At 63.0% G+C, this 25583-nt stretch carries 23 protein-coding genes; 12 read left to right on the top strand and 11 right to left on the bottom strand.

Annotation, left to right across the window (positions count from 1 at the left end; all coding sequences use genetic code 11):
* Positions 1-22 precede the first annotated feature (22 nt).
* The 4 genes from AC1PQG_RS10860 to AC1PQG_RS10845 are packed head-to-tail and all read left to right on the top strand — an operon-like array spanning position 23 to position 6044.
* Positions 23-1672, top strand: a complete 1650-nt coding sequence (locus tag AC1PQG_RS10860; protein ID WP_481122580.1) for an NADP-dependent glyceraldehyde-3-phosphate dehydrogenase — start codon at positions 23-25, stop codon at positions 1670-1672.
* A 19-nt stretch (positions 1673-1691) separates the two neighbouring features.
* Complete coding sequence (eno, locus tag AC1PQG_RS10855; RefSeq protein WP_481122579.1) at positions 1692-2978, top strand: phosphopyruvate hydratase; 1287 nt, start codon at positions 1692-1694, stop codon at positions 2976-2978.
* A gap of 12 nt (positions 2979-2990) precedes the next feature.
* Positions 2991-5756, top strand: a complete 2766-nt coding sequence (gene ppc / locus AC1PQG_RS10850) for a phosphoenolpyruvate carboxylase (protein ID WP_481122578.1) — start codon at positions 2991-2993, stop codon at positions 5754-5756.
* Between the two features lie 3 nt (positions 5757-5759).
* Entirely contained in the window at positions 5760-6044 is a 285-nt protein-coding gene (locus AC1PQG_RS10845; protein ID WP_481122577.1) for a SemiSWEET transporter, read from the top strand.
* A gap of 68 nt (positions 6045-6112) precedes the next feature.
* Here AC1PQG_RS10845 and AC1PQG_RS10840 read toward each other — a convergent pair whose 3' ends face one another.
* Entirely contained in the window at positions 6113-8062 is a 1950-nt protein-coding gene (locus tag AC1PQG_RS10840; protein WP_481122576.1) for a response regulator, read from the bottom strand.
* Positions 8063-8207: 145 nt separating this feature from the next.
* Here AC1PQG_RS10840 and sugE point away from each other — a divergent pair, with 145 nt between their 5' ends.
* The 6 genes from sugE (at position 8208) to AC1PQG_RS10810 (ending at position 13311) form a co-directional block, all read left to right on the top strand.
* Complete coding sequence (sugE, locus tag AC1PQG_RS10835; protein ID WP_481114280.1) at positions 8208-8528, top strand: quaternary ammonium compound efflux SMR transporter SugE; 321 nt, start codon at positions 8208-8210, stop codon at positions 8526-8528.
* Between the two features lie 160 nt (positions 8529-8688).
* Positions 8689-9171 carry a cytochrome c-550 PedF gene (gene pedF / locus AC1PQG_RS10830; RefSeq protein WP_481122575.1) on the top strand — a complete coding sequence of 161 codons (483 nt, stop codon included), beginning with the start codon at positions 8689-8691 and terminating at the stop codon, positions 9169-9171.
* A gap of 710 nt (positions 9172-9881) precedes the next feature.
* Entirely contained in the window at positions 9882-10205 is a 324-nt protein-coding gene (locus AC1PQG_RS10825) for a hypothetical protein (RefSeq protein WP_481122574.1), read from the top strand.
* Entirely contained in the window at positions 10202-11191 is a 990-nt protein-coding gene (locus tag AC1PQG_RS10820; protein ID WP_481122573.1) for a hypothetical protein, read from the top strand. Before AC1PQG_RS10825 ends, AC1PQG_RS10820 begins: the two co-directional genes overlap by 4 nt.
* 311 nt (positions 11192-11502) lie before the next feature.
* Positions 11503-12573: a CBS domain-containing protein gene (locus AC1PQG_RS10815; RefSeq protein ID WP_481122572.1), complete on the top strand. Its 1071-nt coding sequence runs from the start codon at positions 11503-11505 to the stop codon at positions 12571-12573.
* A 573-nt stretch (positions 12574-13146) separates the two neighbouring features.
* Complete coding sequence (locus tag AC1PQG_RS10810) at positions 13147-13311, top strand: hypothetical protein (RefSeq protein WP_481122571.1); 165 nt, start codon at positions 13147-13149, stop codon at positions 13309-13311.
* A gap of 207 nt (positions 13312-13518) precedes the next feature.
* Here AC1PQG_RS10810 and AC1PQG_RS10805 read toward each other — a convergent pair whose 3' ends face one another.
* Complete coding sequence (locus AC1PQG_RS10805) at positions 13519-14040, bottom strand: hypothetical protein (RefSeq protein WP_481122570.1); 522 nt, start codon at positions 14038-14040, stop codon at positions 13519-13521.
* Between the two features lie 118 nt (positions 14041-14158).
* Entirely contained in the window at positions 14159-14719 is a 561-nt protein-coding gene (locus AC1PQG_RS10800; RefSeq protein ID WP_481122569.1) for a hypothetical protein, read from the bottom strand.
* Positions 14720-14928: 209 nt separating this feature from the next.
* Here AC1PQG_RS10800 and AC1PQG_RS10795 point away from each other — a divergent pair, with 209 nt between their 5' ends.
* Positions 14929-15141, top strand: a complete 213-nt coding sequence (locus tag AC1PQG_RS10795; RefSeq protein WP_481122568.1) for a hypothetical protein — start codon at positions 14929-14931, stop codon at positions 15139-15141.
* Between the two features lie 98 nt (positions 15142-15239).
* On the opposite strand, the gene AC1PQG_RS10790 is transcribed toward AC1PQG_RS10795, so the two are convergent.
* Genes AC1PQG_RS10790 through AC1PQG_RS10775 form a run of 4 tightly spaced genes read right to left on the bottom strand, consistent with a single transcriptional unit; the run spans position 15240 to position 19686 of the window.
* Entirely contained in the window at positions 15240-16829 is a 1590-nt protein-coding gene (locus AC1PQG_RS10790; RefSeq protein ID WP_481122567.1) for an MFS transporter, read from the bottom strand.
* A gap of 24 nt (positions 16830-16853) precedes the next feature.
* Positions 16854-18743: an amidohydrolase gene (locus tag AC1PQG_RS10785; RefSeq protein WP_481122566.1), complete on the bottom strand. Its 1890-nt coding sequence runs from the start codon at positions 18741-18743 to the stop codon at positions 16854-16856.
* Positions 18740-19018, bottom strand: a complete 279-nt coding sequence (locus AC1PQG_RS10780; RefSeq protein WP_481114300.1) for a XapX domain-containing protein — start codon at positions 19016-19018, stop codon at positions 18740-18742. Before AC1PQG_RS10780 ends, AC1PQG_RS10785 begins: the two co-directional genes overlap by 4 nt.
* Positions 19019-19032: 14 nt before the next feature.
* Positions 19033-19686, bottom strand: coding sequence for a hydrolase (locus tag AC1PQG_RS10775; protein ID WP_481122565.1), 654 nt, complete (start codon positions 19684-19686; stop codon positions 19033-19035).
* Between the two features lie 183 nt (positions 19687-19869).
* Between AC1PQG_RS10775 and AC1PQG_RS10770 the strand changes: the two genes are divergently transcribed.
* Positions 19870-20802: a LysR family transcriptional regulator gene (locus AC1PQG_RS10770; RefSeq protein WP_481122564.1), complete on the top strand. Its 933-nt coding sequence runs from the start codon at positions 19870-19872 to the stop codon at positions 20800-20802.
* Positions 20803-20924: 122 nt separating this feature from the next.
* Here AC1PQG_RS10770 and glyA read toward each other — a convergent pair whose 3' ends face one another.
* From glyA to AC1PQG_RS10750, 4 genes are all read right to left on the bottom strand, one after another.
* Complete coding sequence (gene glyA / locus AC1PQG_RS10765; RefSeq protein ID WP_481122563.1) at positions 20925-22196, bottom strand: serine hydroxymethyltransferase; 1272 nt, start codon at positions 22194-22196, stop codon at positions 20925-20927.
* A gap of 72 nt (positions 22197-22268) precedes the next feature.
* Positions 22269-23501 (bottom strand): acetylornithine/succinylornithine family transaminase, encoded by a 1233-nt coding sequence (locus tag AC1PQG_RS10760; protein WP_481122562.1) that lies wholly within the window; start codon positions 23499-23501, stop codon positions 22269-22271.
* Positions 23502-24305, bottom strand: a complete 804-nt coding sequence (locus tag AC1PQG_RS10755) for a YggS family pyridoxal phosphate-dependent enzyme (protein WP_481122561.1) — start codon at positions 24303-24305, stop codon at positions 23502-23504.
* Positions 24305-25489, bottom strand: a complete 1185-nt coding sequence (locus AC1PQG_RS10750; protein WP_481122560.1) for a benzoate/H(+) symporter BenE family transporter — start codon at positions 25487-25489, stop codon at positions 24305-24307. The genes AC1PQG_RS10755 and AC1PQG_RS10750 overlap by 1 nt, the downstream gene beginning before the upstream one ends.
* Positions 25490-25583: the final 94 nt, after the last annotated feature.

Genomic DNA, 25583 nt, shown 5'->3' with positions numbered 1-25583 from the left:
CAGCCCACCAAAGGACACGACCATGACCCACACCGACGCCCGCGGCAATCTCAAGGAAAGCCTGCTCGCCCTCTTCCCCGAGGAACACCAGATCGCCGAGGACTGCCGCATCCTCTCCCCGCTGCACCAGCGCAGCATCCTGCTCGACGGCGAAATGCACGTGTGGAAGGGCGAGACCCGCCCGGTGCATTCCCCCATGTGCGTGCGCGGCGCCGATGGCAGCCTGGCCCACGTGGAGCTCGGCAGCTACCCGATGACCGGCACCGCCGAGGCCGACGCCGCACTGGCCGCCGCCGAGCGCGCCTATGACCACGGCCGCGGCCAGTGGCCGACCATGTCGGTGGCCGAGCGTATCGCCTGCGTACAGAACTTCACCAACCAGATCATCGCCCGCCGCCGCGAGATCGTTAACCTGATCATGTGGGAGATCGGCAAGAGCCTGGCCGATTCCGAGAAGGAGTTCGACCGCACCATCGACTACATCAAGGCCACCATCGCCGAGCTCAAGCAGCTCGACAACGGCAACTCGCGCTTCCAGATCGTGGACGGCACCATCGCCCAGATCCGCCGCTCGCCGCTGGGCATCGTGCTGTGCATGGGCCCCTACAACTACCCGATGAACGAGACCTTCACGACCCTGATCCCGGCGCTGATCATGGGCAACGTGGTGGTCTTCAAGCCGCCGCGCTTCGGCGTGCTGCTCTACTACCCGATGCTGGAAGCCTTCCGCAGCGCCTTCCCGCGCGGCGTCATCAACATTGTGTACGGCCAGGGCAACGTGGTGGTGCCGCACGTGATGGCCTCCGGCAAGGTCAACGTGCTGGCCCTGATCGGTACCAGCAAGGTCGCCGACCAGCTCAAGAAGGCCCACCCCAAGTCCAACCGCCTGCGCGCCGTGCTGGGCCTGGAGGCCAAGAACGCGGCCATCATCCTGCCCGACGCCGACGTGGAGCTGACCGTCAAGGAGTGCATCGCCGGCACCCTGTCCTTCAACGGCCAGCGCTGCACCGCGATCAAGATGATCCTGGTGCACCAGGCCATCGCCGAACGCTTCCTGCGCCGCTTCTGCGAGGAGATCGGCAAGCTCAAGATCGGCATGCCGTGGGAAAAGGGCGTCACCCTCACCCCGCTGCCCGAGATGAACAAGGTCGCCTACATGAACGACTGCATCGCCGACGCCGTCGGCCAGGGCGCCCGCGTGCTCAACGAAGGCGGCGGCACGTCGGTGGAGACCCTGTTCTACCCGGCCGTGGTGTACCCGGTGAAGGAAGGCATGAAGCTCTACCGCGAAGAGCAGTTCGGCCCGCTGATCCCGGTGGCACCCTTCGAGGACATCGAGACCGCGCTGGAATACGTGATCAGCTCCGACCACGGCCAGCAGGTGTCCATCTTCGGCACCGACCCGGACCAGATCGCCAGCCTCGTCGACCCGCTGGTGAACCAGGTGTGCCGCGTCAACATCAACTGCCAGTGCCAGCGCAGCCCGGACATCTTCCCCTTCACCGGCCGCAAGGACTCCGCCGAGGGCACCCTGTCGGTGCACGACGCGCTGCGCGCCTTCTCGATCCGCACCATGGTCGCCGCCAAGCAGACCGACGCCACCAAGACGCTGCTGGACGCCATCGTGCTCGGCCACAAGTCCAACTTCCTCAACACCCACTTCATCCTCTGAGCCGCAGGAGCCCATCACCGTGAGCAAGATCATCGACCTCATCGGCCGCGAAATCATCGACTCCCGCGGCAACCCCACCGTCGAATGCGACGTGATCCTCGACTGCGGCGCGGTCGGCCGCGCGGCGGTGCCCTCCGGCGCCTCCACCGGCAGCCGCGAGGCCATCGAGCTGCGCGACAAGGACCCGGCCCGCTACGGCGGCAAGGGCACCCGCCAGGCCGTCGCCCACCTGGACGGCGAGATCCGCCGCGCGCTGGTGGGCCTGCCGGCCAGCGAACAGGTACGCATCGACCAGACCCTGATCGCCCTCGACGGCACCGACAACAAGTCGCGCCTGGGTGCCAACGCGCTGCTCGCCGCGTCGATGGCCACCGCCCACGCAGCGGCGGCCGCCACCGGCCTGCCGCTGTACCGCTACCTGGGTGGGGCCGGCCCCATGCTGCTGCCGGTGCCGATGATCAACGTCATCAACGGCGGCGCCCACGCCAACAACAGCCTGGACCTGCAGGAGTTCATGATCGTCCCCACCGGCGCACCGACGTTCTCGGAAGCGGTGCGCTACGGCGCCGAGGTCTTCCACAGCCTCAAGCGGGTGATCGGCGAGCGCGGCATGAGCACCGCCGTCGGCGACGAAGGGGGCTTCGCCCCGTCGGTGGCCAGCAACGAGGCGGCGCTGGAGCTGATCCTCGAAGCCATCGACAAGGCCGGCTTCGTCGCCGGCAAGGACATCCACCTGGGCCTCGACTGCGCCGCTTCCGAGTTCCACCGGGACGGCCGCTACCAGCTGGCCGGCGAAGGCCGCAGCCTGAGCTCGGACGAGCTGGTGGACATGCTCGCCGGCTGGTGCGCCAAGTATCCGATCATCACCATCGAGGACGGCATGGCCGAGGACGACTGGGACGGCTGGGCCAGCCTCACCCGCGCCCTCGGCGACAAGGTGCAGCTGGTGGGCGACGACCTCTTCGTCACCAACACCAACATCCTGCGCGAAGGCATCCGCAAGGGCATCGCCAACTCGATCCTGATCAAGGTGAACCAGATCGGCACCCTCACCGAGACCATCGCCGCCATCGACCTGGCCCGCCGCCACGGCTACACCTCCATCGCCTCCCACCGCTCCGGCGAGACCGGCGACACCACCATCGCCGACCTGGCCGTGGGCCTGTCCACCGGGCAGATCAAGACCGGCTCCATGAGCCGCTCCGACCGCGTGGAGAAGTACAACCAACTGCTGCGCATCGAACAGCAGCTCGGCGCCGCCGCCCGCTACCCCGGCCGCGACGCCTTCCCCCTCGCCGACCACTGAGACGGGCCCGCCATGAACGCCATCGATCCCCTCAAGGCGGCGGAGGGTCGCCTGCGCCGCGACATCCGCCAGCTCGGCCAGCTCCTCGGCGACACCGTGCGCGCCCAGCACGGCGAGGCCGCCTTCGAACTCATCGAACGCATCCGCCGCCTGTCCACGGGTTTTCACCGGCTGGACGACGAGGCCCTGCGCCAGGAGCTGGCGGCCACGCTGGACGGCCTCAGCCCCGAGCAGACCACCCAGGTGGTGCGCGCCTTCAGCTACTTCTCGCAACTGGTGAACATCGCCGAGGACCAGGACCAGCTGCGCCGCCGCCGGGCCGCCCAGCTGGCCGGCGAGGCGCCCGCGCCGGGCAGCCTGGACGTCGCACTCCAGCGCGCCTTCGACTCGGGCCTCGGCACCGAGGCGCTGCGTGAGGTGTTCCACAGCGCCGAGATCTCGCCGGTGCTCACCGCCCACCCGACCGAAGTGCAGCGCAAGAGCATCCTCAACTGCCAGCAGGCCATCGCCCGCCTGCTCGACGAGCGGGACCGCATGCAGCTCACGCCGGACGAGCAGGAGGCCAACGCAGACGCCCTGCGCCGCGCCGTGCTGACCCTGTGGCAGACGCGCATGCTGCGCTTCAGCAAGCTGTCGGTGATGGACGAGGTCAGCAACGGCCTGTCCTACTTCGACGCCACCTTCCTGACGGAACTGCCGCGCGTCTACGCCCGCCTGGAAGACCGCCTGGCCCGCGCGGAAGGCAAGGACGATGACGCGGACACGCCCGAGCTGCCCAGCTTCCTGAAAGTGGGCAGCTGGATCGGCGGCGACCGGGACGGCAACCCCTTCGTCACCGCCGAGGTGCTCGAAGAAGCCCTCGCCACCCAGGCCCACCGCCTGTTCGCCTGGTATCGGGAGGAAGTCTCCACCCTCGCCTCGCAGCTGTCCGTCGCCGAGCTGCTGGCTGGCGCGTCCGACGCACTGCTGGCCCTCGCCGCCGCGTCACCGGACCGCTCGCCCCACCGCATGGACGAGCCCTACCGGCGCGCGCTGTCCGGCATCCTGGCGCGCCTCGCCGCCACCGAAGCGCATCTGCGCGACCAGCCGGTCGATGGAGAAGCCACGCCCTACGCCAGCCCCGCCGCGCTGGCCGCCGACCTGCGCACCGTCCGCGACTCCCTCTGCGCCCACGGCTGCGCACCGCTGGCCCGGGGCCGCCTGCGGCGCTTGCGCCGGGCGGTGGATGTGTTCGGCTTCCACCTCGCGCCCATCGACCTGCGCCAGAACTCGGACGTGCACGAACGCGTCGTCGCCGAGCTGCTGGAAGCCGCCCATCCGGGCACAGGCTACCTGCGCCTGCGCGAAGGCGCCCGCATCGAGCTGCTGCTCGCCGAGATCGCCTCGCCGCGCCCGCTGGCCTCGCCCTACCGGACCTTCTCCGCCGAAACGGAAGGCGAGCTGGCGATCTTCCGCGCCGCCCGCCACGCCCACCTGCGCTACGGCCCGGCGGCGGTGCCCAACTGCATCATCTCCAAGACCGACGGCGTGTCGGACCTGCTGGAAGTGGCCCTGCTGCTGAAGGAATGTGGCCTGCTGCACCCGGAGGACGGGCGGCTCGACGTGAACATCATCCCGCTGTTCGAGACCATCGCCGACCTGCAGCACAGCGGCCCGGTGATGGACCGCCTGCTGTCCCTGCATCCCTACCGGCGCCTGCTGGCGTCGCGCAACGACACCCAGGAGGTGATGCTCGGCTACTCCGACAGCAACAAGGACGGCGGCTTCCTCACCTCCGGCTGGGAGCTTTTCAAGGCCGAGACCGAGCTGGTTTCCATGTTCGCCCGCCGCAACGTGCGTCTGCGCCTGTTCCACGGCCGCGGCGGCTCCGTCGGGCGTGGCGGCGGCCCCAGCTACCAGGCCATCCTGGCGCAGCCCAAGGGCGCCGTGCAGGGGCAGATCCGCCTCACCGAACAGGGCGAGGTGATCGCCGCCAAGTACGGCCGCCCGGAAGCCGGCCTCGCCAACCTGGAGGTGCTGGTCGCCGCCACCTTGGAAGCGAGCCTGCCCGGCGGCGGTGGCGACGCCCCGCGCGCCGACTTCGTCGAAGCGATGGACGAACTCTCCACCGCCGCCTTCGCCGCCTACCGGGCGCTGGTGTACGAGACCGACGGCTTCGAGCGCTACTTCCGCGAATCCACCGTGCTGGCCGAGATCGCCGACCTCAACATCGGCAGCCGCCCGGCGTCGCGCAAACCCTCCACCGCCATCGAAGACCTGCGCGCCATCCCGTGGGTGTTCAGCTGGGCCCAGTGCCGCCTGATGCTGCCCGGCTGGTTCGGCTTCGGCAGCGCGGTGAGCGCCTACCTCGCTGCCCACGGCGACGCCGGCCTCACGCGCCTGCAAGCCATGCAGCGGGACTGGCCCTTCTTCGCCAGCCTGCTCGGCAACATGGAGATGGTCCTCGCCAAGAGCGACATCGCCATCGCCGGCCGCTACGCCGGGCTGGTGGAAGATGCGGCCCTCGCCGCCGCGATCTTCCCGCGCATCCAGGCCGAACACGCGGCCACCGTGGACGCCGTGCTGCGTATCACTGGCCAGGCCGAGCTTCTCGACGCCAGCCCGCAGCTCAAGGACGCGCTGCGCAACCGCTTCCCCTACCTGGACCCGCTCAACCACGTGCAGGTGGAACTCCTGCGGCGCTACCGCCAGGGCGAGGGAAATGGCGACGAACGCATCCGCCGCGCCATCCGGCTGTCCATCAACGGCATCGCCGCCGGCCTGCGCAACTCGGGGTGAGTCATGAACTTATATGACTACAAGGATTTCATCGGCTACATCGCCGCCGTCCTCACCACCGTCGCCTTCGTGCCCCAGGTGCTGCACACCTGGCGTACCCGCTCGGTGGATGACGTCTCCTTCGGCATGTACCTCGCCTTCACCACCGGCATCGGCCTGTGGCTGATCTACGGCATCCTAGAGAACTCCTGGCCGCTGATCCTCGCCAACACGCCGACCTTCGCGCTGGCGCTGAGCATCCTGGCGATGAAGGTCCGCTACGGCAACCAGCGCACGGACCCGAACTGACGCCGTAGTCCCTTTTTCCCTCCCTCGTTACCCCGGTCCGCGTCAGTGGATCGGGGATTTTTTTGGACTCAGGCGTTAGCCTGCGGGCGGGACAGCCAGCGCAGGATCGTCTCATAGAGGGCTTCGGGGACCACGGGCTTGGCGACGAAGTCGTTCATGCCCACATCGAAACAGCTTTGCCGGTCCTCCTCAAAGGCATTCGCCGTCATGGCCAGAATGGGTGTGTCGACGTTGAGCGAGTCGGCCCGAATCGCCAGGGTGGCATCGAGGCCGTTGAGGTTGGGCATCTGCATGTCCATCATGATCAGCGCGTAACGCTGCTGCCTGGCCATGGCCACCGCCACGTGGCCATCCTCCGCCAGATCGACGTCCAGTCCGGCGTCTTCGAGGAGGCTCCGCGACACCTCCTGATTGACTGGCTCGTCTTCCACAACCAACACCTTTGCACCGCCATGCACATCGAGCACCCGTTGCTCGGCAGGGGGCAGCGCGGCGAGGGCCGGCACCCCCAGTGCGTCAGTGCCGCTTTTCTTCAAGCTCACCGTAAACCAGAAATCGCAGCCCCTGCCCACCTCACTCTCGACGCCAATCTCCCCACCCATCATGTGCACGAGCCGCTTGCTGATCGCCAGCCCAAGGCCCGTCCCCCCGTACCGGCGGGTGATCGACGTGTCCGCCTGTTCAAAAGCGGTAAACAGCTTCTCCTGGTTCTCCGCCGCGATGCCGATCCCGGTGTCGATGACATCCCAGCGCAGGAGAAGGCTGTCGGGATCGTCCGCGACGACCTGACAGCGCAGGGTGACGGAGCCCTCGGCGGTAAACTTGACCGCATTACCGGCCAGGTTGAGGAGGATCTGCTCCAGGCGCATCGGATCGCCGATCACAGCGAGATTCGGCAGGCCGGCAGCGAAGTCGATGTTGAGCTGGAGCCCCTTCTCCGCCGCCTTCTGGCCGATCAGGCTCGCCACGTTCTCGACGGCCTCCCCCAGGCGGAAGCCGGCGTTTTCAAGCGTGAGGCAGCCGGCCTCGATCTTGGAGATGTCCAGGATGTCGTTGATGACGCTCAACAGGTGGCGGGAGGCCACATCCACCTTCCCGAGCTGCTCCTTCAGCGTCGGATCGGCGGTATTGCGCTGGGCCAGTCGGGTCATGCCCATGATGGCGCTCATCGGCGTGCGCAGCTCATGGGACATGTTCGCCAGGAAACTGCTCTTGGCCCGGCTGGCCTCCTCCGCCCGCTGCTTGGCCAACAGCAAGGTCGCCTCGGATCGCTTGCGCACCAGCAGGTTCTGAATCCGCGCCTTCAGTTCCAGCGGAAGAATCGGCTTGGCCACGTAATCATCGATACCGAGATGGAACAGTTCGATCCGCCGGGCTGCATTGTCGAATGCCGTTGTCGCCAGGATCAGGATGTTTCCCAGCGGTGCCGGTTGCCGCCTGATGCGGTTGATGAAGCGCGATCCCGTCATGTGCCCGCCGAGCACGATGTCGCAGATCAGGATGTCGTAGTTCTCCTGGCGGATGGCGTTCCAAGCGTCGTCGGCGGAATCGAAGGCGTCGATCTCCATCCCCCATTCCCGCATCTGGGCGCACAGATGCAGTTGCTGGTCGTGCGCATCCTCGACATAAAGCGCACGACACGGCATCTGGCCATGCACTTTCAGGAAACGACGCAGGAAGGTGACCAACTCCTCCACGTCCTGTTTTCTGAACAGCTCGGTGGCACCAGCTTGACTCGCAGCTTCGGCCAGCCCCGATGACGGGCTGGCGGTGAGGATCACGATGGGCTCGTAAGGCGCCACATGCGGATCGCGCAGCTTGCGCGACAGCTCGGTGCCTTCCCCGTCGGCCAGCTGCCACGCCACCACGTAGCAGTGGAAATACTCTTTCGCGGCCGCGTCCATGGCCTCGGCAATGCTCCTGACCAGCACGATCCGAACACTCTCGTCGGCCAGGGCGTTCTCGAGGATATCCCGGTACAAATGTCCACTGTCGGCCAACAGGATGTTGATTGCCATATATGCCGTGCGTAAGCGCAGTGCCCTAAATGGGTATCAAGGATATACTCTATTCCCCATCGCCGTGCAGGCGGTGGGCGGAAGCAGGGACGACCTTGCTTCTCGCACTTCATCGGGGACGGCCCCATTCCCTGGGGAAACTCTGATGAACTGGATCGCACTCTTCGTTGCCGGCCTGCTTGAAGTGATATGGGCCATCGGCCTCAAGTACACCGAAGGCTTCACCCGCCTGTGGCCGTCGGTCGGCACTGCGCTGGCCTTTCTCATGAGCCTCGGTCTGCTCGGCTGGGCGATGCGGGATCTCCCCGTCGGCACCGCCTACGCGGTATGGGTCGGCATCGGCGCCGTCGGCACCGCCATTGTCGGCATGGCCTTGCTGGGCGAACCGGCTTCCCTCCCGCGCATCCTGAGCCTCGGCCTCGTCGTTGCCGGCATCGTCGGCCTCAAGCTGTCGTCCCCGGCCTGACATCGGGCGCTGCCTGGGAGCACAAAGCCACCACTGAACTCTCTGGCAAAATAGTGATCAGTGTCCCGCAGGAAACACGTGGGTTGAGACCTCCCCTCAAGCCGACAGCTGTTTCCGCACGCTGCAGCTTGAAAACTGATCATAAATAGAGGAGTCCTGCATGTTGAAGTTGAAAGGCGCGTTCGGCCTGCTGGCCGCGAGCGTTCTCGTCTCGATGAGCCCGCTCGCCATGGCCCACGGCGACGTCACGCCCCACCCCATCGATACCTCGTCGCTCAAGCAGCTCGGCACCACCTGGGCCGACGCCAACCCGTACCGGGGTGACAAGCAGGCGGTGGCCGTTGGCGCCGAAGGCTATATGCACAACTGCGCCGGCTGCCACGGCCTCAATGTCATCACCGGCGGCGTCGCCCCCGACCTGCTCAAGCTCGACGCGGACTGTCTGGACATGGACTCCAAGGAACAACAGGAAGCCTGCCTGAAGGACACCGACGCCTACTTCAAGGAAGTCACCCTGTCCGGCAAGAAGAACAGCGAAGGCCGCTACACCATGCCCGGCTACAGCGCCGTCTTCACCCAGGAAGCCGTCTGGGCCCTCAAGGCCTACGTGGACGCCCGCACCCACGAGGAACTGCACAAGTAAACCCTCGGCAACACCGCTCGCCCCGGCACGGACACCCCGGCCGCGGCGAACCCTTGCGACGGACGGTGCACGAAGACCTCCCCACCCCGCAAGTGCTTCATGCAATCCCCAAGGCCTTGATCAGGCCAGCCTGATCAAGGCCTTTTCACATCCAAAGAAGACCTTGCACGCGTGCGAGATCAACGTGCACGCGTGCACGTTGAGATAACAGCCGTGCACGAAGACCTTGCAGCCGTGCACGTTGAACATTGGCGCGTGCACGTTGAGCGTGCACGGCTGTGAGGTCTTCGTGCACGCCGCGAAGTTGATGTATCGGCCGCTGAAGTTCTTCGTGCACGCGCTGAAGGTCTTCGTGCACCGGTGTGAGAAGAACTTTGGGGGGGTGGAGGTCTTCGTTGCGCCGATAGGGATGGGAGTGTCAGAAATTTTGTGTTTGAGGGATGCTGGCCTAGTGACGTAATTCATAGAATCTACCCATGTTGGGTGGGACTCTTCAAGAAATGCTATGGCGTTTAGGCAAGCCTGACTGACCGTTCTCGGCTATAGATTCAACCGGTCGATGCAACACACTATGGAAGCGCTGATTAAATCGACTTCTGCCGAATCGACTGCTTGTAACTTGTTGAGTTTCCGTGGCGCGCCCGAGCGGAGATGGATGGATACCTGCCTACTTTAGGGCGGGGTGATTTTTCTAGCAATGGAGTAATGACATGCCTTCGTACAACGATGTAAAGATAGCGACCATTAATCTATTGAGCACATACAGCTACGATCACGATATCAAAGCTGGATATGGAATCCCCGCTAGCAAACCAAAATACTCAGCGAGTACGACACTAGCATCTGTAGGCATCAATGCCTACGTTCGCAGGGCCATGATGAAACCGACAAACTCTTTTATGCGGGAAAAATTTGGCACTGCATGGCAGGCAGTCGGTGCAAACGACCTAAACGAGTCGGCGAGCATTGGTGACTTCATCAAGTTGATGTGTGCTTGCACAAGCATTGCCGTTCCAAATGGAGAGCCAACATGAATCGAAATAGATTGTTTAATTTGACTGTTATGGCCTATTGTTTCCCGACTTTGACGATAGCCCAAACGATAACGGATGCGGAAGAGTGCTTGAATCTAGATAAATCAGATACTCGTTTAGCGTGCTACGATAGGAGTCACAATTATCAGCCTAAACAACCTCCTAAGCCAGAAGAGCGCCCCCTAGTTAAGGTAAAGATTCGTGATTCTGGCACGATCAGCCCCGTAGGTGCCGCAGATGCAGGATCAAAACCCGCTCTATTTCAACTTGGGCGTACCGATGGGAAAGATTCCTCGACGGCAAAAATTGCGGTTATCGGGGTCGTTCGCGCCATTAACCAACCTGATGGTTTTTTTGATGGATGGGAACCATTCATAGGCGTATCTTGGGATAGAGACACCGCTGCAAAAACACCGAAAGATCTTCGACAGATATTGATCGGCATTACAGGTCAGATTGGCACACCAAGCCCAAATGGTATATCAGCGCTGCCAACATTGCGCTTAGGTTATAAAGATGAAATTAAGGGGAGCACACAAGGTGCTTTCGCAAACCTACACTTTGATGTGATCTATCTGCCTTGGGTAAATACTCCGGACGTTTCTGGTTCGAATTCATGGACATTGGTGCCTTACATCGGCCTCTATTCCACAGCCTCGCATGCTCAACCCTCAACGCCTCATGATGGGACCTATACGGGGCAATACGCTGGCGCAAAGCTAGAGCTAAAGCTTGGGGCTATCGCTGACCGGTTATCTTTAACTGGCCAGTACCAGTACTACGGCGATGCAAGTGTGCCAAGTGGTGCTGACAAGCGGACATTGCATTTTGAGAGTGCTGGATTTAAGTACGACTTAGTTGATCCAAAGGCCAAGAAAGGTTGGGTTCCGTCACTTAGCTTATCATGGCAGCACGGCTCTGAACCGGTGACAGGTGAAGGGCCGAGCCAGAAAACAGTCCTAGGGTTCGGGGTCAAATTTGACTAAAAGAACTCTCCAGAGAGACGATGCTGATCGGGTTGACACTCACACTTCATATGGCGCGGGTGGTGCACAGAGAACATTAAGCGTGATGACGACAACCTCATCAGAAAAGCAGGGCACAAGTGACATATCACATATCCATTTTTGGTGAAAAACTTCAAAGTGCATTACAGCTATGGCCTCACATCCCATTTGACGCTATAGCTAGAACGAAAGACTTATTCGACTTCGATAACTAAAAAGTCAAATCCAGGTCGCCGATGGTAACCGCTCACCTAGAATTTTAGGCATCACCAAATCATTTCATCTGCCACATGAATACACTCGAAGCAAAACACAGACTGAGCTCAATAGCAAAGCGTCTAAGCGCCGGCGAATCCGTTGAAACAGTTACTGTAAGAGAGTTTCTCTCATGGTTCGGAGTGAAACGACGAGGCATGTGGGTCGTTGAGGAGATTCGGTCCGTCTTAAAGGAGGAGAGACTGACCAGCGAACCGGATTTTGAGTCCACCTATATCGATGGGCCTATTCAAATTAAGGTGGATACGCCGCCACCTGCAGCGGAAGAAATCATCGAAGGAGAGTTGTCAGGTTCCGCGACCTCTAATGCTAACGCAACAGGCATTCTGACTCTTGCGACAGAACGTATCGACCCCACGCACCGCATAAGCAAACTAGCAGCAGCGAACAATGTTCCTGTCTACGTAAGTCCCGACTCGCCTATCCGTGAGGCACTGACAATCATGCTTGCACGCGGATTCTCCCAGTTACCCGTTATGACTTCCCCGCGAGAGGTAAAGGGAGTTGTAAGTTGGCAATCCATCGGCGCAAGACTCGGCATGGGACAGCCTGCTGAACGAGCGCGCGATATGATGGAGCTCCATCACGAAGTTAGATATGACTCATCGATTTTTCAAGTCATTCCCCTCATAGTCGCGAATGACTATGTCTTGGTTCGAGGCTCAACCAATACGATTACCGGCATAGTCACAGCGAGTGACCTGAGCCTTCAGTTTCTTCAACTGTCGGAACCTTTTCTGCTCCTCAGCGAGATCGAGAATCAGATCCGTGAGTTCATTGCAAACAGCTTCACACTTGACGATCTAGCTGCCACCAAAGACCCGCAGGATACTACGCGAAGTATTGAGCACGTGTCGGACCTGACTTTTGGTGAGTACATTAGATTGCTCGAGAACCCCGAAAACTGGACTAAAGCCGGTCTTCCTCTCGATCGGACAGTCTTTTGCACTCAACTTGGTAAGGTTCGGGACATTAGAAACGACGTGATGCACTTTGATCCAGACGGAATATCTCCTGCCGACCTGGAGACACTACGTGAGTTTGCTCGATTCCTTCAGAAACTATCATCCTTGGGCGTCGCTTAACTCGATAAACCGCGGACTCAAACACCCCAAATCCCCAGAGCTATTCGCGCACGTCACCTCTGTGCGCCGCGTGCTTCCCCCTTGACCCCACCAACCTCCCCCGCCCATACTCCCACCGTCGCCTAAACAGTGGCGACCGGGTTTGGAAGCCCGACCAATCCAGGCGGATATCCGGCCGCATTGCGGCCGTTTTTATTCGTCACGCCCTTGGTACGCCCTGATTTCACGATCAATGGCGGGCCGGGCGGGGAGGCTTCGGCCTGCCGGTTCCCTGGATTCCGGTCTTCCAACCCTGCTTTGGCCCGCCCCCCGTTTGGAAGCGGAGGGTGGAACAGTCCATCCAATCCAGGAGCATCCATCATGGCCGTTCAAGCCTTGGCGTGCGCGTTTCCGCGCGCGTCTGCTTCACTCCCTTGCCCTTCACCCACGTCGCGCTGCGCTTGCCACTCCGCATGGAGGGCTGCGCGATGAACACGCCGATGCAGTTTCCCTCGCCGTCCGACACGCTTTACGAGTTGACCGACAGCGCGAGCGCGATGGTCCTTACCGATCCGCCTTGCGCAGTTGCATGCGATGTTGTCGGCCACCCACGGCAACGCCGGCGACGCGTTCCGCCACCTCTGCCATGAGCATCAGGAGCACTACATGTGGGCCTGCTACATGCTGACCGGCGAGACGCGGGAGTTGATGACGGCGCGGGTGGAGAGGCAGCGGGTTGCGGCACTTCCGCTCCGCTAGCCCCTTCAGGAGTGAGCCGGATGTTCAGGCTGCCAAGCCTGCTACATCCGGTTTGCGGACGGAACGGTTATGGATACATTGCGCCGGCAGGCTGCGGCTCAGTTGATGGCCAGAAAACGCCGCACCACCGGCGCCTGCTCTCCCCGATGGAAGCGCAGCACGGAAAAAGGCGGGAAATTGATCCATCACTTCAGTGGCACAGTCAGATTAACGGCCCTCCCCGTTAACAAACAAGCTCAGCAAAGTTCCGTCCTCGCTGAATTCGACGATTACTTCCTGACGCAGCAGCGCATCCTCATGCATATACCTGATTCGGCTATTCCCCCGGGGATGGGTCGGGGTCTTAAATATCTTGCCGCTTGGTGGTGGAAAGTAGGGATGGTTCTCCCATCCGTCTCCAAGGGCGTCCACGACGTTGTCGAAAGATAGTTGCTCGTACGACTGCTGACAATTTAGGTCGGCCATGAATTGGCCGCGCCCGGTTGGATTGATGCGAATAAAGATGCTTACCTCGGCTACAGCTTGTTCCGCAACGTCAAAGAAATCTAAAACATCAATGGTCCTCCACGGTATCGAAGGGTCTGGAGGATACCGTGAGATCTTGCTGCCACCGAACCATGCTTTCAGCTGCTCGTCTGAAGCCGTATGCATTTCCAGAAGGGCGTCTTGGTCGACGGCAGCCTTGATGTTTCGTACTAGATCAAGCAGGGTTGTCGGCGCTTGAATCACAGTTATCTCCTTGCTGTGACCGGCTGAGGATCGACTTCGCCGTGCATCGGTGCTGTACCTGGGGTCCGAGGGATACGGCTGGGAAAGGGGGTGGCCGGATCGTTCTCTGGGTTCTGCATTAACCGTGATAACGGCCCTCTCCACGAACAGACAACAAGTACAAACTTCCGTCCTCGCTGAACTCTAGGATTATTTCCTGCCGCAGCAGCACATCCTCGTGCGTATACCTGATTCGGCTATTCCCCTGGAGATGGGTCGGGGTCTTAAATATCCTGCCGCTCGGTGGCGGAAAATAGGGATGGCTCTCCCACCGTTCTCCAAGGGCGGCCACGACGTTGTCGAAAGATAGTTGCTCGTAAGACTGCCGACACACTAGGTCGGCCATAAATTGGCCACGCCCGATTGGGTTAATACGAATATAAAAACTTGCATCAGCTACGGCTTTTTCCGTAGCGTCAAAGAAATCTAAAACATAAATGGTCTTCCACGGTATCGAAGGATCGGGAGGATCCCGTGATATCTTGCTGCCACCGAACCACTCCTTCAGCTGCTCGTCTGAAGCCGTATTCATTTCCGGAAGGGCGTCTTGGTCGACGGCCGCCTTGATGTTTCGTACTAGATCAAGCAGGGTTGTCGGCGCCTGAATCACAGTTATCTCCTTGCTGTGGCTGACTTTCATTTTGTCACTGCCGGGATGAAACGCTCGTTGTATAGAACATACACCCAGACACATTGCACATTATGCCGATTAGTTCATAGCAAATACCCATATCAGGTTAAATATTCCAAATAAGACACTTCGAAACTCGAACGGGTGGCCCGACAAACCCAGCAGTCTGTTTTTGTCGAGCGCCTGCACCGTGCTGCCGCAGAGGGGACATCCAAGGGATGCAGCGCCTGGTCGAATGCGACTATTCGTTAGAGTTCTTCGATGACCTTGGTCGAGCCCCACTCCACTACGCTGGCGACGCGTTCCGCCACCTCTGCCATGAGCATCAGGAGCACTACATGTGGGCCTGCTACATGCTGGCCGGCGAGACGCGGGAGTTGATGACGGCGCTGGCGGAGAGGCAGCGGGTTGCGGCACTTCCGCTTCGCTAGCCCCTTTAGGAGTGAGCCGGATGTTCAGGCTGCCAAGCCTGTTACATCCGGCTTGCGGACGGAACGGTTATGGAGACATTGCGCCGGCAGTCGGCGGCTCAGTTGACTGACAGAAAGTGCCGCACCACCGGCGCCTGCTCTCCCCGGTGGAAGCGCAGCACTCCTTCCTGCAGGTCTGCCGCGGCCTTGGATACCCGGCGGTGTTGCCGCAGGTGTTCCGCCCAGGATTCGACCATGAACCATTCGAGGATCAGGCTGGGATCGGCGGCGTCTTCGGTGATGCCCCAGTCGTAGGCGCCGTCGCGGCGGCGGTCGGCGGACAGGCCAATGAGTGCATCCAGGAAGGCCTGACGGTCGGTTGCGTCGATCCTGTATTCGATGAGGATCAGCACGGGGCCGCGGTCGTACTCCACGGGTGCGGCGGTGAGCGGTTCGGGCCAGTGGTTCGAGGGCACCAGATCCGCCTCGCCATTGGGGAGTTTGAGTCGGTGGAACGCGACGCCGACAATCGCCAGGCCGCCTGCGCCGGCGATCAGGGTCATGGGTACGCCGATCAGCGTGGCGATGCCGCCCCAGGCGAGGCTGCCGGCGGTCATTGCGCCGTTGAAGACGGTGAGATAGACAGCCAGCGAGCGGCCCCGCACCCAGTTGGGCAGGATGGCCTGGGCGATGCTGCTGAGGGTGGTGAGTGCGGCGATCCACGCGGCGCCGAGGGCGAGCAGCGCAAGCAGCGCTGCCCACTGCGCGGGCGCAAACGACAGGAAGACCATCACCGCGGCGGTGACGATGGCTGACATCAGCACGATGCCGTCCGTGCTGAGGCGTGCGCGCAGTTTCGGCATGAGCATGGCGCCGCCGATGGCGCCTAGGCCGACAGAGCCGAGCAGGACGCCATAGAAGCCGGCGCCACCGCCGAGCAGCTTCTTCGCCACCAGGGGCAGGAGCGCCCACACCGAACTCGCGAGCAGGAAGAAGACGAAGGCGCGGATCAGCACCACATGCAGCTCCCGATGGGCGCGGGCGTAGCGCAGACCGGCGCGAAATGCCCCCGGGAAGCGCTCGGACAGGACATCGTCGGCTTTTTCCGGGCGCCGCCACCACAGCAGTGCAGCAATCACGAAGACGTAGCTGATGACATCGGCCCCGTAGGTGACCGCGGCGCCCAGGTTGGCGAGGATCAAGCCGCCCAGCGCGGGGCCGACGGCCCGCGCGATGTTGATGCCGAGGGAGTTGAGGGCAACGGCGCTCTTGAGGTCTTTCTTGTCGACCAGCTCGGGGACGATGGCTTGCCAGGTGGGGCCCATCAACGCCGCGCCGATGCCGCCCAGAAAGGTGAGCCCGATCAGCGAAGCCACGGTTTGCTGGCCGAAGGCGGACAGCAGCATCAGGCAGATGCTGACCGTGGCGAGCAGCCCCTGGATGCCGATGAGGAATTTGCGCCGGTCGAGAATGTCCGACAGCACGCCGGCGGGGATGGCGAGCAGGAAGACGGGCAAGGTTGCCGCGGCCTGGACCATGGCCACGGCGGCCGGCGACACCGACAGGTCGGTCATCAGCCACGCGCTGGCAACATCACGGATGAAGCTGCCGGTGTTGCCGATCACCGTGGCCACCCACAGCACGGCGAAGAGTTGTTGCCGGAGCGGCGCAAAGCTGCCGGCCGGGGCTGTGGTGGTCTGTGCTGTCATGGAGCCTGTCTTTCCCTCATAGATTTACACCGCCCAGCAGGAACAGCCCAGGGCGCCGAAGAAGCCTTTCAGGTCGGCCACTGGCACCTTCGATCCCCAGGCCTTGGCGTGCGCGTGGCCATGCAGGCCGCAGGCGCTGCTGCATCCGCAGGCGGCGATGGCCTGGCGATGCAGCGAATGCCGCCCTGCCCCATCCGGCTCGCCCCAGGCTGCGTAGCCCTTGAAGCTACGCACCGGCGACCACTCGGGCATGGCCGGAGGCACCGGGTTGTCGTCCTCCGGGGCGAAGTCGCCCGCGCCATAGACGACGCGGCCGCCCACCATGGTGAGCTCGGAGGTGAGGAAGGAGATTTCATCCTCGGCGCAGCTGAAGAAATCCTTGTCCGGCACGATCAGGTCGGCAAACTGGCCTACCGCGATGCGGCCGCGCCGGCCCTCCTCGTTGGAGAACCAGGCGACCTTCTCGGTCCACATGCGCAGGGCCGTCTCGCGGTCCAGGCAGTTGCGGCGCGGATAGATCTGCAGGCCGCCGACGGTCTTGCCGGTGATCATCCAGGCCAGGGACACCCACGGGTTGTAGGAAGCGACGCGGGTGGCGTCGGTGCCGGCCGAGACGTTCACGCCCTTGGCCAGCATGCGGGCGATGGGGGGCGTGGCTTCGGCCGCGGCGGGGCCGTAGCGTTCGACGAAATACTCGCCCTGGTAGGCCATACGGTGCTGCACGGCGATGCCTCCGCCCAGCGCGGCGATACGGTCGATGGATTCGTCTGAGATGGTTTCGGCGTGGTCGAAGAACCAGTTGAGGCCCTTGAGGGGAATGTCCCGATCCACTTTCTCGAACACGTCGAGGGCGCGGGAGATCGTTTCGTCGTAGGTGGCGTGCAAGCGCCAGGGCCAGCGGTTGTGGGCGAGGATGCGCACCACCTCCTCCAGCTCCCCTTCCATTTCCTGCGGCATGTCCGGCCGGGGCTGGCGGAAGTCTTCGAAATCCGCTGCTGAAAACACCAGCATTTCGCCGGCGCCGTTGTGGCGGAAGTAGTCGTTGCCCTGCTTGTACTTGACGCTGGCCGTCCAGTTGAGGAAATCCTCCTTCTCCTGCTTGGGCTTCTGGGTGAACAGGTTGTAGGCCAGCCGAACCGTCATCTGCCCGTCGTCGGCCAGCTTCTGGATCACCGCATAGTCGTCCGGGTAGTTCTGGAAGCCGCCGCCGGCATCGATGACCCCGGTGACGCCCAGGCGGTTGAGCTCGCGCATGAAATGCCGCGTCGAGTTGAGCTGGTAGTCGAAGGGGAGCTTGGGGCCCTTGGCCAGGGTGGCGTAAAGAATCGCGGCGTTGGGCTTGGCGAGGAGCAGGCCCGTCGGGTTGCCGCTGGCGTCGCGGGTGATCTCGCCGCCAGGGGGCTCCGGCGTGTCCCTGGTGTAGCCGACGGCACGCAGCGCCGCCCCGTTGAGCAGCGCACGATCGTAGAGGTGCAGCAGGAAGACCGGCGTATCGGGCGCGATGGCGTTGATCTCGTCGATGCTGGGCAGCCGTTTCTCGATGAACTGGTGCTCGGTAAAGCCGCCCACCACCCGCACCCACTGCGGCGCGGGCGTGATCGCCACCTGCCGCCGCAGCATGTCCATGGCGTCGGCCAGCGAGCGCACGCCATCCCAGCGCAGCTCCATGTTGTAGTTGAGGCCACCGCGGACGACGTGGGTATGGTTGTCGACCAAGCCGGGCAGCACGCTGCGCCCCTTGAGGTCGATGACGCGCGTCCCCGACTCCGCAAAGGGCAGGATTTCCGCGTCGTCGCCCACCGCCAGGAACTTGCCGTCCTTGATGGCTACGGCACTGGCGGTGGGCTTGCTGGTGTCCAGCGTGGTGAACCGGCCGTTGCGCAGGATGACGTCGGCCGTCGTGGGTGCTGTCATGATCGCTTCTCCTCGGGCGCCTTGGTCTGCTGCATGGCCTGGCGGCCTGGTAACTGGCCGAACACATGGTCCGTGGCTTGCGATCTGTCGCAAGCGGCCGTGAAGGCCGAACCGCTCAACAGCTGTTTGCCGACCGGCACGAGTTGCTCTCCGATGAGCATCCCGAGCAGCCCGACGATGGCGACGACCGGCGGCGCTGGTGAGCGCACGTTCAACAGGCTGTAGATCACGCCCACCAGCACACCGACCGCCAATGAAATCAGATAGGGTTTCATTGGCGTAAGCTCTTTCAGCCCTCGTGGGCGCCGAACATCGTCTTGGCGTAGGTGATCCCCAGGCCATAGCCGCCACCGAGCTTTTTGGCGATGCCGGTGGTCAGCTCGTAGGTGTCCGTGCGGGCCCAGTCGCGCTGGAGTTCGAGCAGGTATTGCAACGCAGTCATCGGGCGGGCACCGGCTTGCACCATGCGTTGTACCGCACGTTCGTGCGCTTCGGTGGAGACGTCTCCGCAGACGTCGGTGATCACATAGACCTCGAAGCCTTGCGAGAGTGCCGACAAGGTCGGGCCGACGATACAGACGCTGGTCCACAAGCCGCCGAAGACGATGCGCCCCTTGCCGATCTTGTTGACCTGGGCGATCACGGCGGCGTCTTCCCAGGTGTTCATCGAGGTGCGATCCAGCAGGGCCTGGCCCGGGAACGGCGCGGTCACCTCCTCGAACATCGGCCCGGAAAAGCTCTTCTCGGCGACGGTCGTCAGGATGGTCGACACGCCAAAGCCGGCCGCCGCACTGGCTACCAGACCGGCGTTGTTGCGCAGCGAGGGGATGTCGATGGAGTGCGTGGCAAAGGCCATCTGCGACTGGTAGTCGATGAGGATCAGCGTATGGTCGGTCGGGGTCAGCAGCAGCGGGCTGGGCGTGGGGGTGGCGACGATGGTCATCTTGGGGCTCCTCTGATTTCGTACAACGAACGGGGTTGGGAAACTGGGGCAGACGAAGCGCTGCCTTGATGCAGGCACTATAGACAAGGCCTAACCCATTTAGAATGAGATGAACGGCATGGCATCCATTCCATTTTTGATGTCATGCAACGCCTCGTACGCCCAACGGAGGAGTAAGGTCGCATGAAAAAATTACCGGATCTCGAGGCTTGGGCGCTCTTCGCCAAGGTCGCGGAAACGGGGTCCTTCGCCCGCACCGCCGCCGAGTTCGATCTTTCCCAGGCCACGGTATCCAAAGCCATACTCCGCCTGGAAAAGCGCATGGGAACGGTCCTCTTCCATCGGAACTCCCGGCGCCTGTCCCTGACGGAAAGCGGCGATGCCGCGCTGGAACGGGCAACACGCATCCTGTCGGAGGGACAGGCGATCGAAGCCGAAGTCACGGAGCAATCGGTCAATCTGCGCGGGCCGATCCGCATCACGGTGCCGATGTCCTTCGGGATCTCCTACCTGGCGCCCCTCCTTCCGGATTTCATGGCGCGGCTTCCCGACGTCAGTCTGGATTTCCACTTCACCGACGAGATCGTCGATCTGGTCGCCAACCGCTTCGACCTCGGGCTGCGCATATCGACGCTGGCAGATTCGAGCCTGCTGGCCCGCCGCCTCTACGCGGTAAAGATCCTTCTGGTCGGTGCCCCCGCCTATTTCAAGCGCTACGGCAAACCGGATCACCCGCGCGATCTCGCGCAGCACCGCGGGCTGATGTACTCGAACTCACGCACTGGCGGATGCTGGCGCTTTCGCCACGACGAACAAGGCGAATTCACCCAGGCCATGCAGGCCCCCTTATGCGCCAACAACGCCGAAGCCATGATGCCCGCCCTCAAGGCGGGCCTCGGGCTGGCACTTCAGCCTGAATTCCTGGTGTGGAATGAATTGCAGTCGGGGCAACTGGAAACGGTCATGTGCGACTGGAAAGTCGATTCGATCGCGCTGCACATCGTCACCCCACCGGGCCGCAGCCGCCCTGCCCGGGTTCAGGCCTTCATCGATTTCCTGTCGGAGCGGCTGGCGGCAGCGCCCTGGCTACGGGAAATCGAGTGTAATGATGGTTAGCTTCAGTCCGTCGTGAAAGACATACGCAGGCTGGGCTGCAGCGCTTGTCGCGGCGGCCATGGTTGCCCACGGGCACGGGCGGCCCCTAACTAATTCGCGCTCCTTGACTATTCCTATGAGCACTATGGGTACACAGGATGGCGGCGACACAGCGCCAGCACCTGCTCCCTCACTGAGTGAAGCACCTTGGGCAATGCGCCGTCGCCATGTTCCAGCGCGTCCAGCACATCGCACAGCCAGCCCGCCACGTGTTGGCATTCGGCCACACCGAACCCGCGTGTGGTTACGGCGGGCGTGCCGATACGCAGCCCCGAGGTGACGAAGGGCGAGCGCCGGTCGTTGGGCACTGAGTTCTTGTTGGTCGTGATCCAGGCTTCGGCCAGCGCGGCGTCTGCGTCCTTGCCGGAATACGGTCTGGCGGAGAGGTCTATCAGCATCAAGTGGTTGTCGGTGCCGCCGGAAACGATCTTGTAGCCGCGCTGCTGGAGCACGACGGCCATCGCGCGGGCGTTGGTCACGACCTGGCGCTGGTAGGTTTTGAACTCGGGGCGCAGCGCTTCCTTGAAGGCCACGGCTTTGGCGGCGATCACGTGCATCAGAGGGCCGCCCTGGATACCAGGAAACACCGCTGAATCGAGCTTCTTGTAAAACGCATCATCCTGCCCTTTGGCAAGGATGATGCCGCCGCGCGGGCCGCGCAGGGTCTTGTGGGTGGTGCTCGTCACCACGTGGGCGTGGGGCAGCGGATCGGGGTATTCGCCCGCCGCGACCAGACCTGCAACGTGGGCCATGTCCACCCAGAACACGGCGCCCACCTTGTCGGCGATGGTGCGCATCCGCGCCCAGTCCTTGTGCCGCGAATAGGCGGAGAAGCCGCCGATCAGCATCTTCGGACGGGTCTCCAGCGCGATGCGCTCCATCTCGTCGTAGTCGATGAGCCCTGTCTCGGCATCGAGCCCATAAGGAACGATGTGGTAGTGGCGCCCGGAGAAATTGGATGGATTGCCGTGGGTCAGGTGACCGCCCTGGGCCAGGTTCATGCCCATCACGGTGTCGCCGGGGCGAGTCAGCGCCAGGAACACGGCGGCGTTGGCCTGCGCGCCGGCATGGGGCTGGACGTTGGCGTAGTTGCAGTCGAACAGCGTCTTGAGACGTTCGATGGCCAGGCGCTCGGCCACATCCACATTCTCACAGCCGCTGTAGTAGCGCTTGCCCGGGTAGCCCTCGGCATATTTGTTGGCGAAGACGGAGTTCTGGATGGCCATCACCTGCGGGCTGGCGTAGTTCTCGGAGGCGATGAGCTCGATGTGGTCTTCCTGGCGACATTCTTCGCGTCGGATGGCTTGGGCCAGTTCGGGATCGAAGTCGGTCAGGGTCATTGATGCGTCGTACATGGGTGTGTGTCCTTTGTGTCTGGAATTCAGGGTCTTGAGGGCGTGTTCGTTGATCGCGGGCCGGCGTGGGCGTCATGCCGCCGGTTCGGCCAGCGCGGCGGACTTCAATATGCCCGGGCCATTCCCCTCAGTCGTGGCCAGCAGGCGCGTAAGGCGACCGACGATGGCGTCGATCTGGGCTTCGTCACAGACCAGCGGCGGCAGCAATCTGATGACGTTGTCGCGGGTCACGGTGATGAGCAAACGCTGCTCGGCGAGCGCACGCCCAACCAGTTCCTTGCATGGCCTGTCCAGTTCGACACCCACCATCAAGCCCTGCCCGCGGATCGACACGACGTGCGGATGCGTGGCGAGCGCTTTCTGCAGCCCATCCCGCAAGCGCTCGCCCAGCACCGCAGCGCGCTCCGGCAGCCTGTCACGCGCCATGATGTCGAGGACGGTGCACGCCACCCGGCAGGCCAGTGGATTGCCGCCGAAAGTGGAGCCGTGCTGGCCGGGCGAGAACAGGTCGGCCGCCGCACCACGCGCCAGACAGGCACCGATGGGAAAACCGTTTCCCAGCGCCTTCGCCAGCGTCATCACATCGGGAGCGATGTCCGCGTGCTGGTGCCCGAACCAGGCTCCGGTGCGTCCCAGGCCCGTCTGGATCTCGTCGAGCATCAGCAACCAGCCGCGCTGGTCGCACAAGGCGCGCAGCGCACGCAGATAGTCGGCGCTGGCGACATGTATGCCGCCTTCGCCCTGCACCACCTCGACCAGCACCGCCACGATGTCGGGCGAATGCCCGGCCATTCGGTGCACCGCGTCCATGTCGTTATAAGGCACCCGCAAGAAGCCGGGCAGCAGCGGCTCGAAGCCTTGCTGCTTGGCCCGATTGCCCGAGGCAGAAAGCGTAGCGATGCTGCGGCCGTGAAAACCATTCTCCATGACGAGGATCTTGGGTTCCGCGATCTGTCTGCGCTGGCCATGCAGTCTTGCCAGCTTGAGCGCCGCTTCGTTGGCCTCGGCGCCCGAATTACAGAAGAAGGTTTTCTGCATCCCCGTCAGCGTGCACAAGCGCTCGCCCAGCCGTTCCTGCCAGTCGATGCGGAAGACGTTGGAGGTGTGCAACAGCAGCGCCGCCTGATCGGCAATCACGGCCGCGATCTCCGGGTGGGCGTGGCCCAGGCTGGTGACCGCGACACCGGCAATGGCATCGAGGTACTCAACGCCGCGCTCGTCCCAGAGCTGCACGCCGCGCCCGCGCACGAAGGAAACGGGTTGGCGGGCATAGGCTCGCATCAGGTGGGAGGGGGTAGCTTGCATCTAAGACTCCTCAAGTTTGGGTTCATTCGGCCAGTAATGGCTGTCCGGCATGGCGCGCGCGCCGAAGATGGCTTGTCCGACACGCACCACGGTGGCGCCTTCCTCGATGGCGATCTCGAAGTCGCCGGACATGCCCATCGACAGTTCATCCAGCTCAATTCCGGCAGGTGCGCATTGACGCAAGCGGTCGCGCAGGCCACGTAGTTGTACGAAGCACTGGCGCACCCGCTCGGCTTCGCTGGAGAACAGCGCCAGCGTCATCAGCCCACGCACGCGCAGCGCGCTGAATGCAGGCAGCGCCTGGAGAAAGGCCGGAACATCCGCGGGAACCAGGCCGTATTTGCTCGCCTCGCCAGAGGTGTTGACCTGCACGAACACGTCCAGCCCGCGCCCTTCAACCTGCAAGCGGCGATCCAGCGCTTCGGCGACACGCAGGCTGTCCAGTGCCTGGAACTCGGTGGCGAAACGCGCCACCAGCCTGGCCTTGTTGGTCTGCAGGTGACCGATGACCGACCAGCGCAGGTCGGTCAGATCTTGCATGGCTTCCCATTTGCGGCAGGCCTCCTGGGGCTTGTTTTCTCCCAACATCCTGCAACCCGCCGCGTAAGCGAGGCGCAGGCTGGGCTCGGGCTTGGTCTTGCTTACCGGCAGCAGACGCACGGATGCGGGATCGCGGCCGGCGCGGAGGCATGCGGCCTCGATCCGCATGCGCACGGCGGCCAGATTGCGTTGAAAGTCCTCGACCGAGCGGGCCTCGGGATAGCGACCATGCTGGTCGTGACGGGTTTGCGTTGTGGATGGCATCAGTTGGGCCCCGTGCCGGACGCGCCGAACGCAACGGCAGGTTTCGGAGCCCTCTGCGGCAGGCGACCGTTGAGCGTCGCGTAGGCCACGAGCCCGATCACCAATCCCCAGAAGGCGCCACCGATGCCCAGCAGGCTGATGTTGGCGGCGGCGGCCAGAAAGGTGATCAGCGAGGCTTCACGGGTCCGGGCCTCACTCAACGCGCTGGCGAGGCTGCCGCCGATGGTGCCCAGCAGCGCCAGACCGGCCAGCGTGGTGATGAAGGTGGTCGGGAACGCCATGAAGACTGCGGCCAGCGTGACTCCGAACACACCGACAAGGATGTAGAGCACGCCGGCAGCGATGCCGGCAATCCAGCGCTTGGACGGATCTTCGTGCGCTTCGCGGCCCGTGCAGATCGCCGCGGTGATGGCAGCGATATTGAAGGCATGCGAACCGAACGGTGCCATCAACAATGAGCCCAGCCCGGTGATGGTGACGATGGGGTTGGCACTGGTTCGGAATCCGTCGTTGCGTAGCACCAGCATGCCGGGCATGTATTGGCCGGTCAGCGTGATCAGGAACAAGGGCAGCGCCACACTCAGCAAGGCATTGAGTGAAAACACCGGCATGGTGAACAGCGGCGTGGCCAGTGTCAGGGTCAGTCTCGACAGATCGACGCGATCTTGCAGCAGCAGGAAGGCCAGCCCCAGCACCAGGATGCCCACCACCGCATAGCGCGCGCAGAGTCGTTTGAGCACCACATAGGTGGCGACCAACAACCCGGCCAGCAAAGGATCGACGCTCATGCCACCAAAAGCCTTGATGCCGAACTGAAGCAGGATGCCCGCCAGCAGCCCGGCCGCCACGCCCGGCGGAATCAGGCGGATGACCCGCTCGAACCAGCCCGACAGCCCCAGCACTACGAAGGCGGCAGCCGACATGAGATAGGCCCCGACCGCTTCTGCGTAGGGTGTGGTCGCCAGTGCCGTGACCAGAAACGCCGCGGCCGGCGTGGACCACGCGGTGATGACGGGCTCGCGGGTGGTCCAGCTCAGAATGATCCCGGTCACGCCCACGCCGATGGAAATCGACCACACCCACGAGGCCGTCAGTTCCGGGCCAAGCCCCGCGGCCTTGGCGGCGTGAAAGACCAGAATGAAGGTGCCGCCATAATTGACGATGACCGAGATCAGACCCGCCACGACGGGGTGAGCGAGATCGTTCCAACGAACGGATGAAGGCAATAGGACGGATGACATGGCCTGACGGACCCCCGATCAAAGGGTTAAGTGAGTT

It is taken from the genome of Zoogloea sp. GDB6, assembly GCF_056724105.1.
This window is presented reverse-complemented; position numbering and strand designations above follow the sequence as displayed.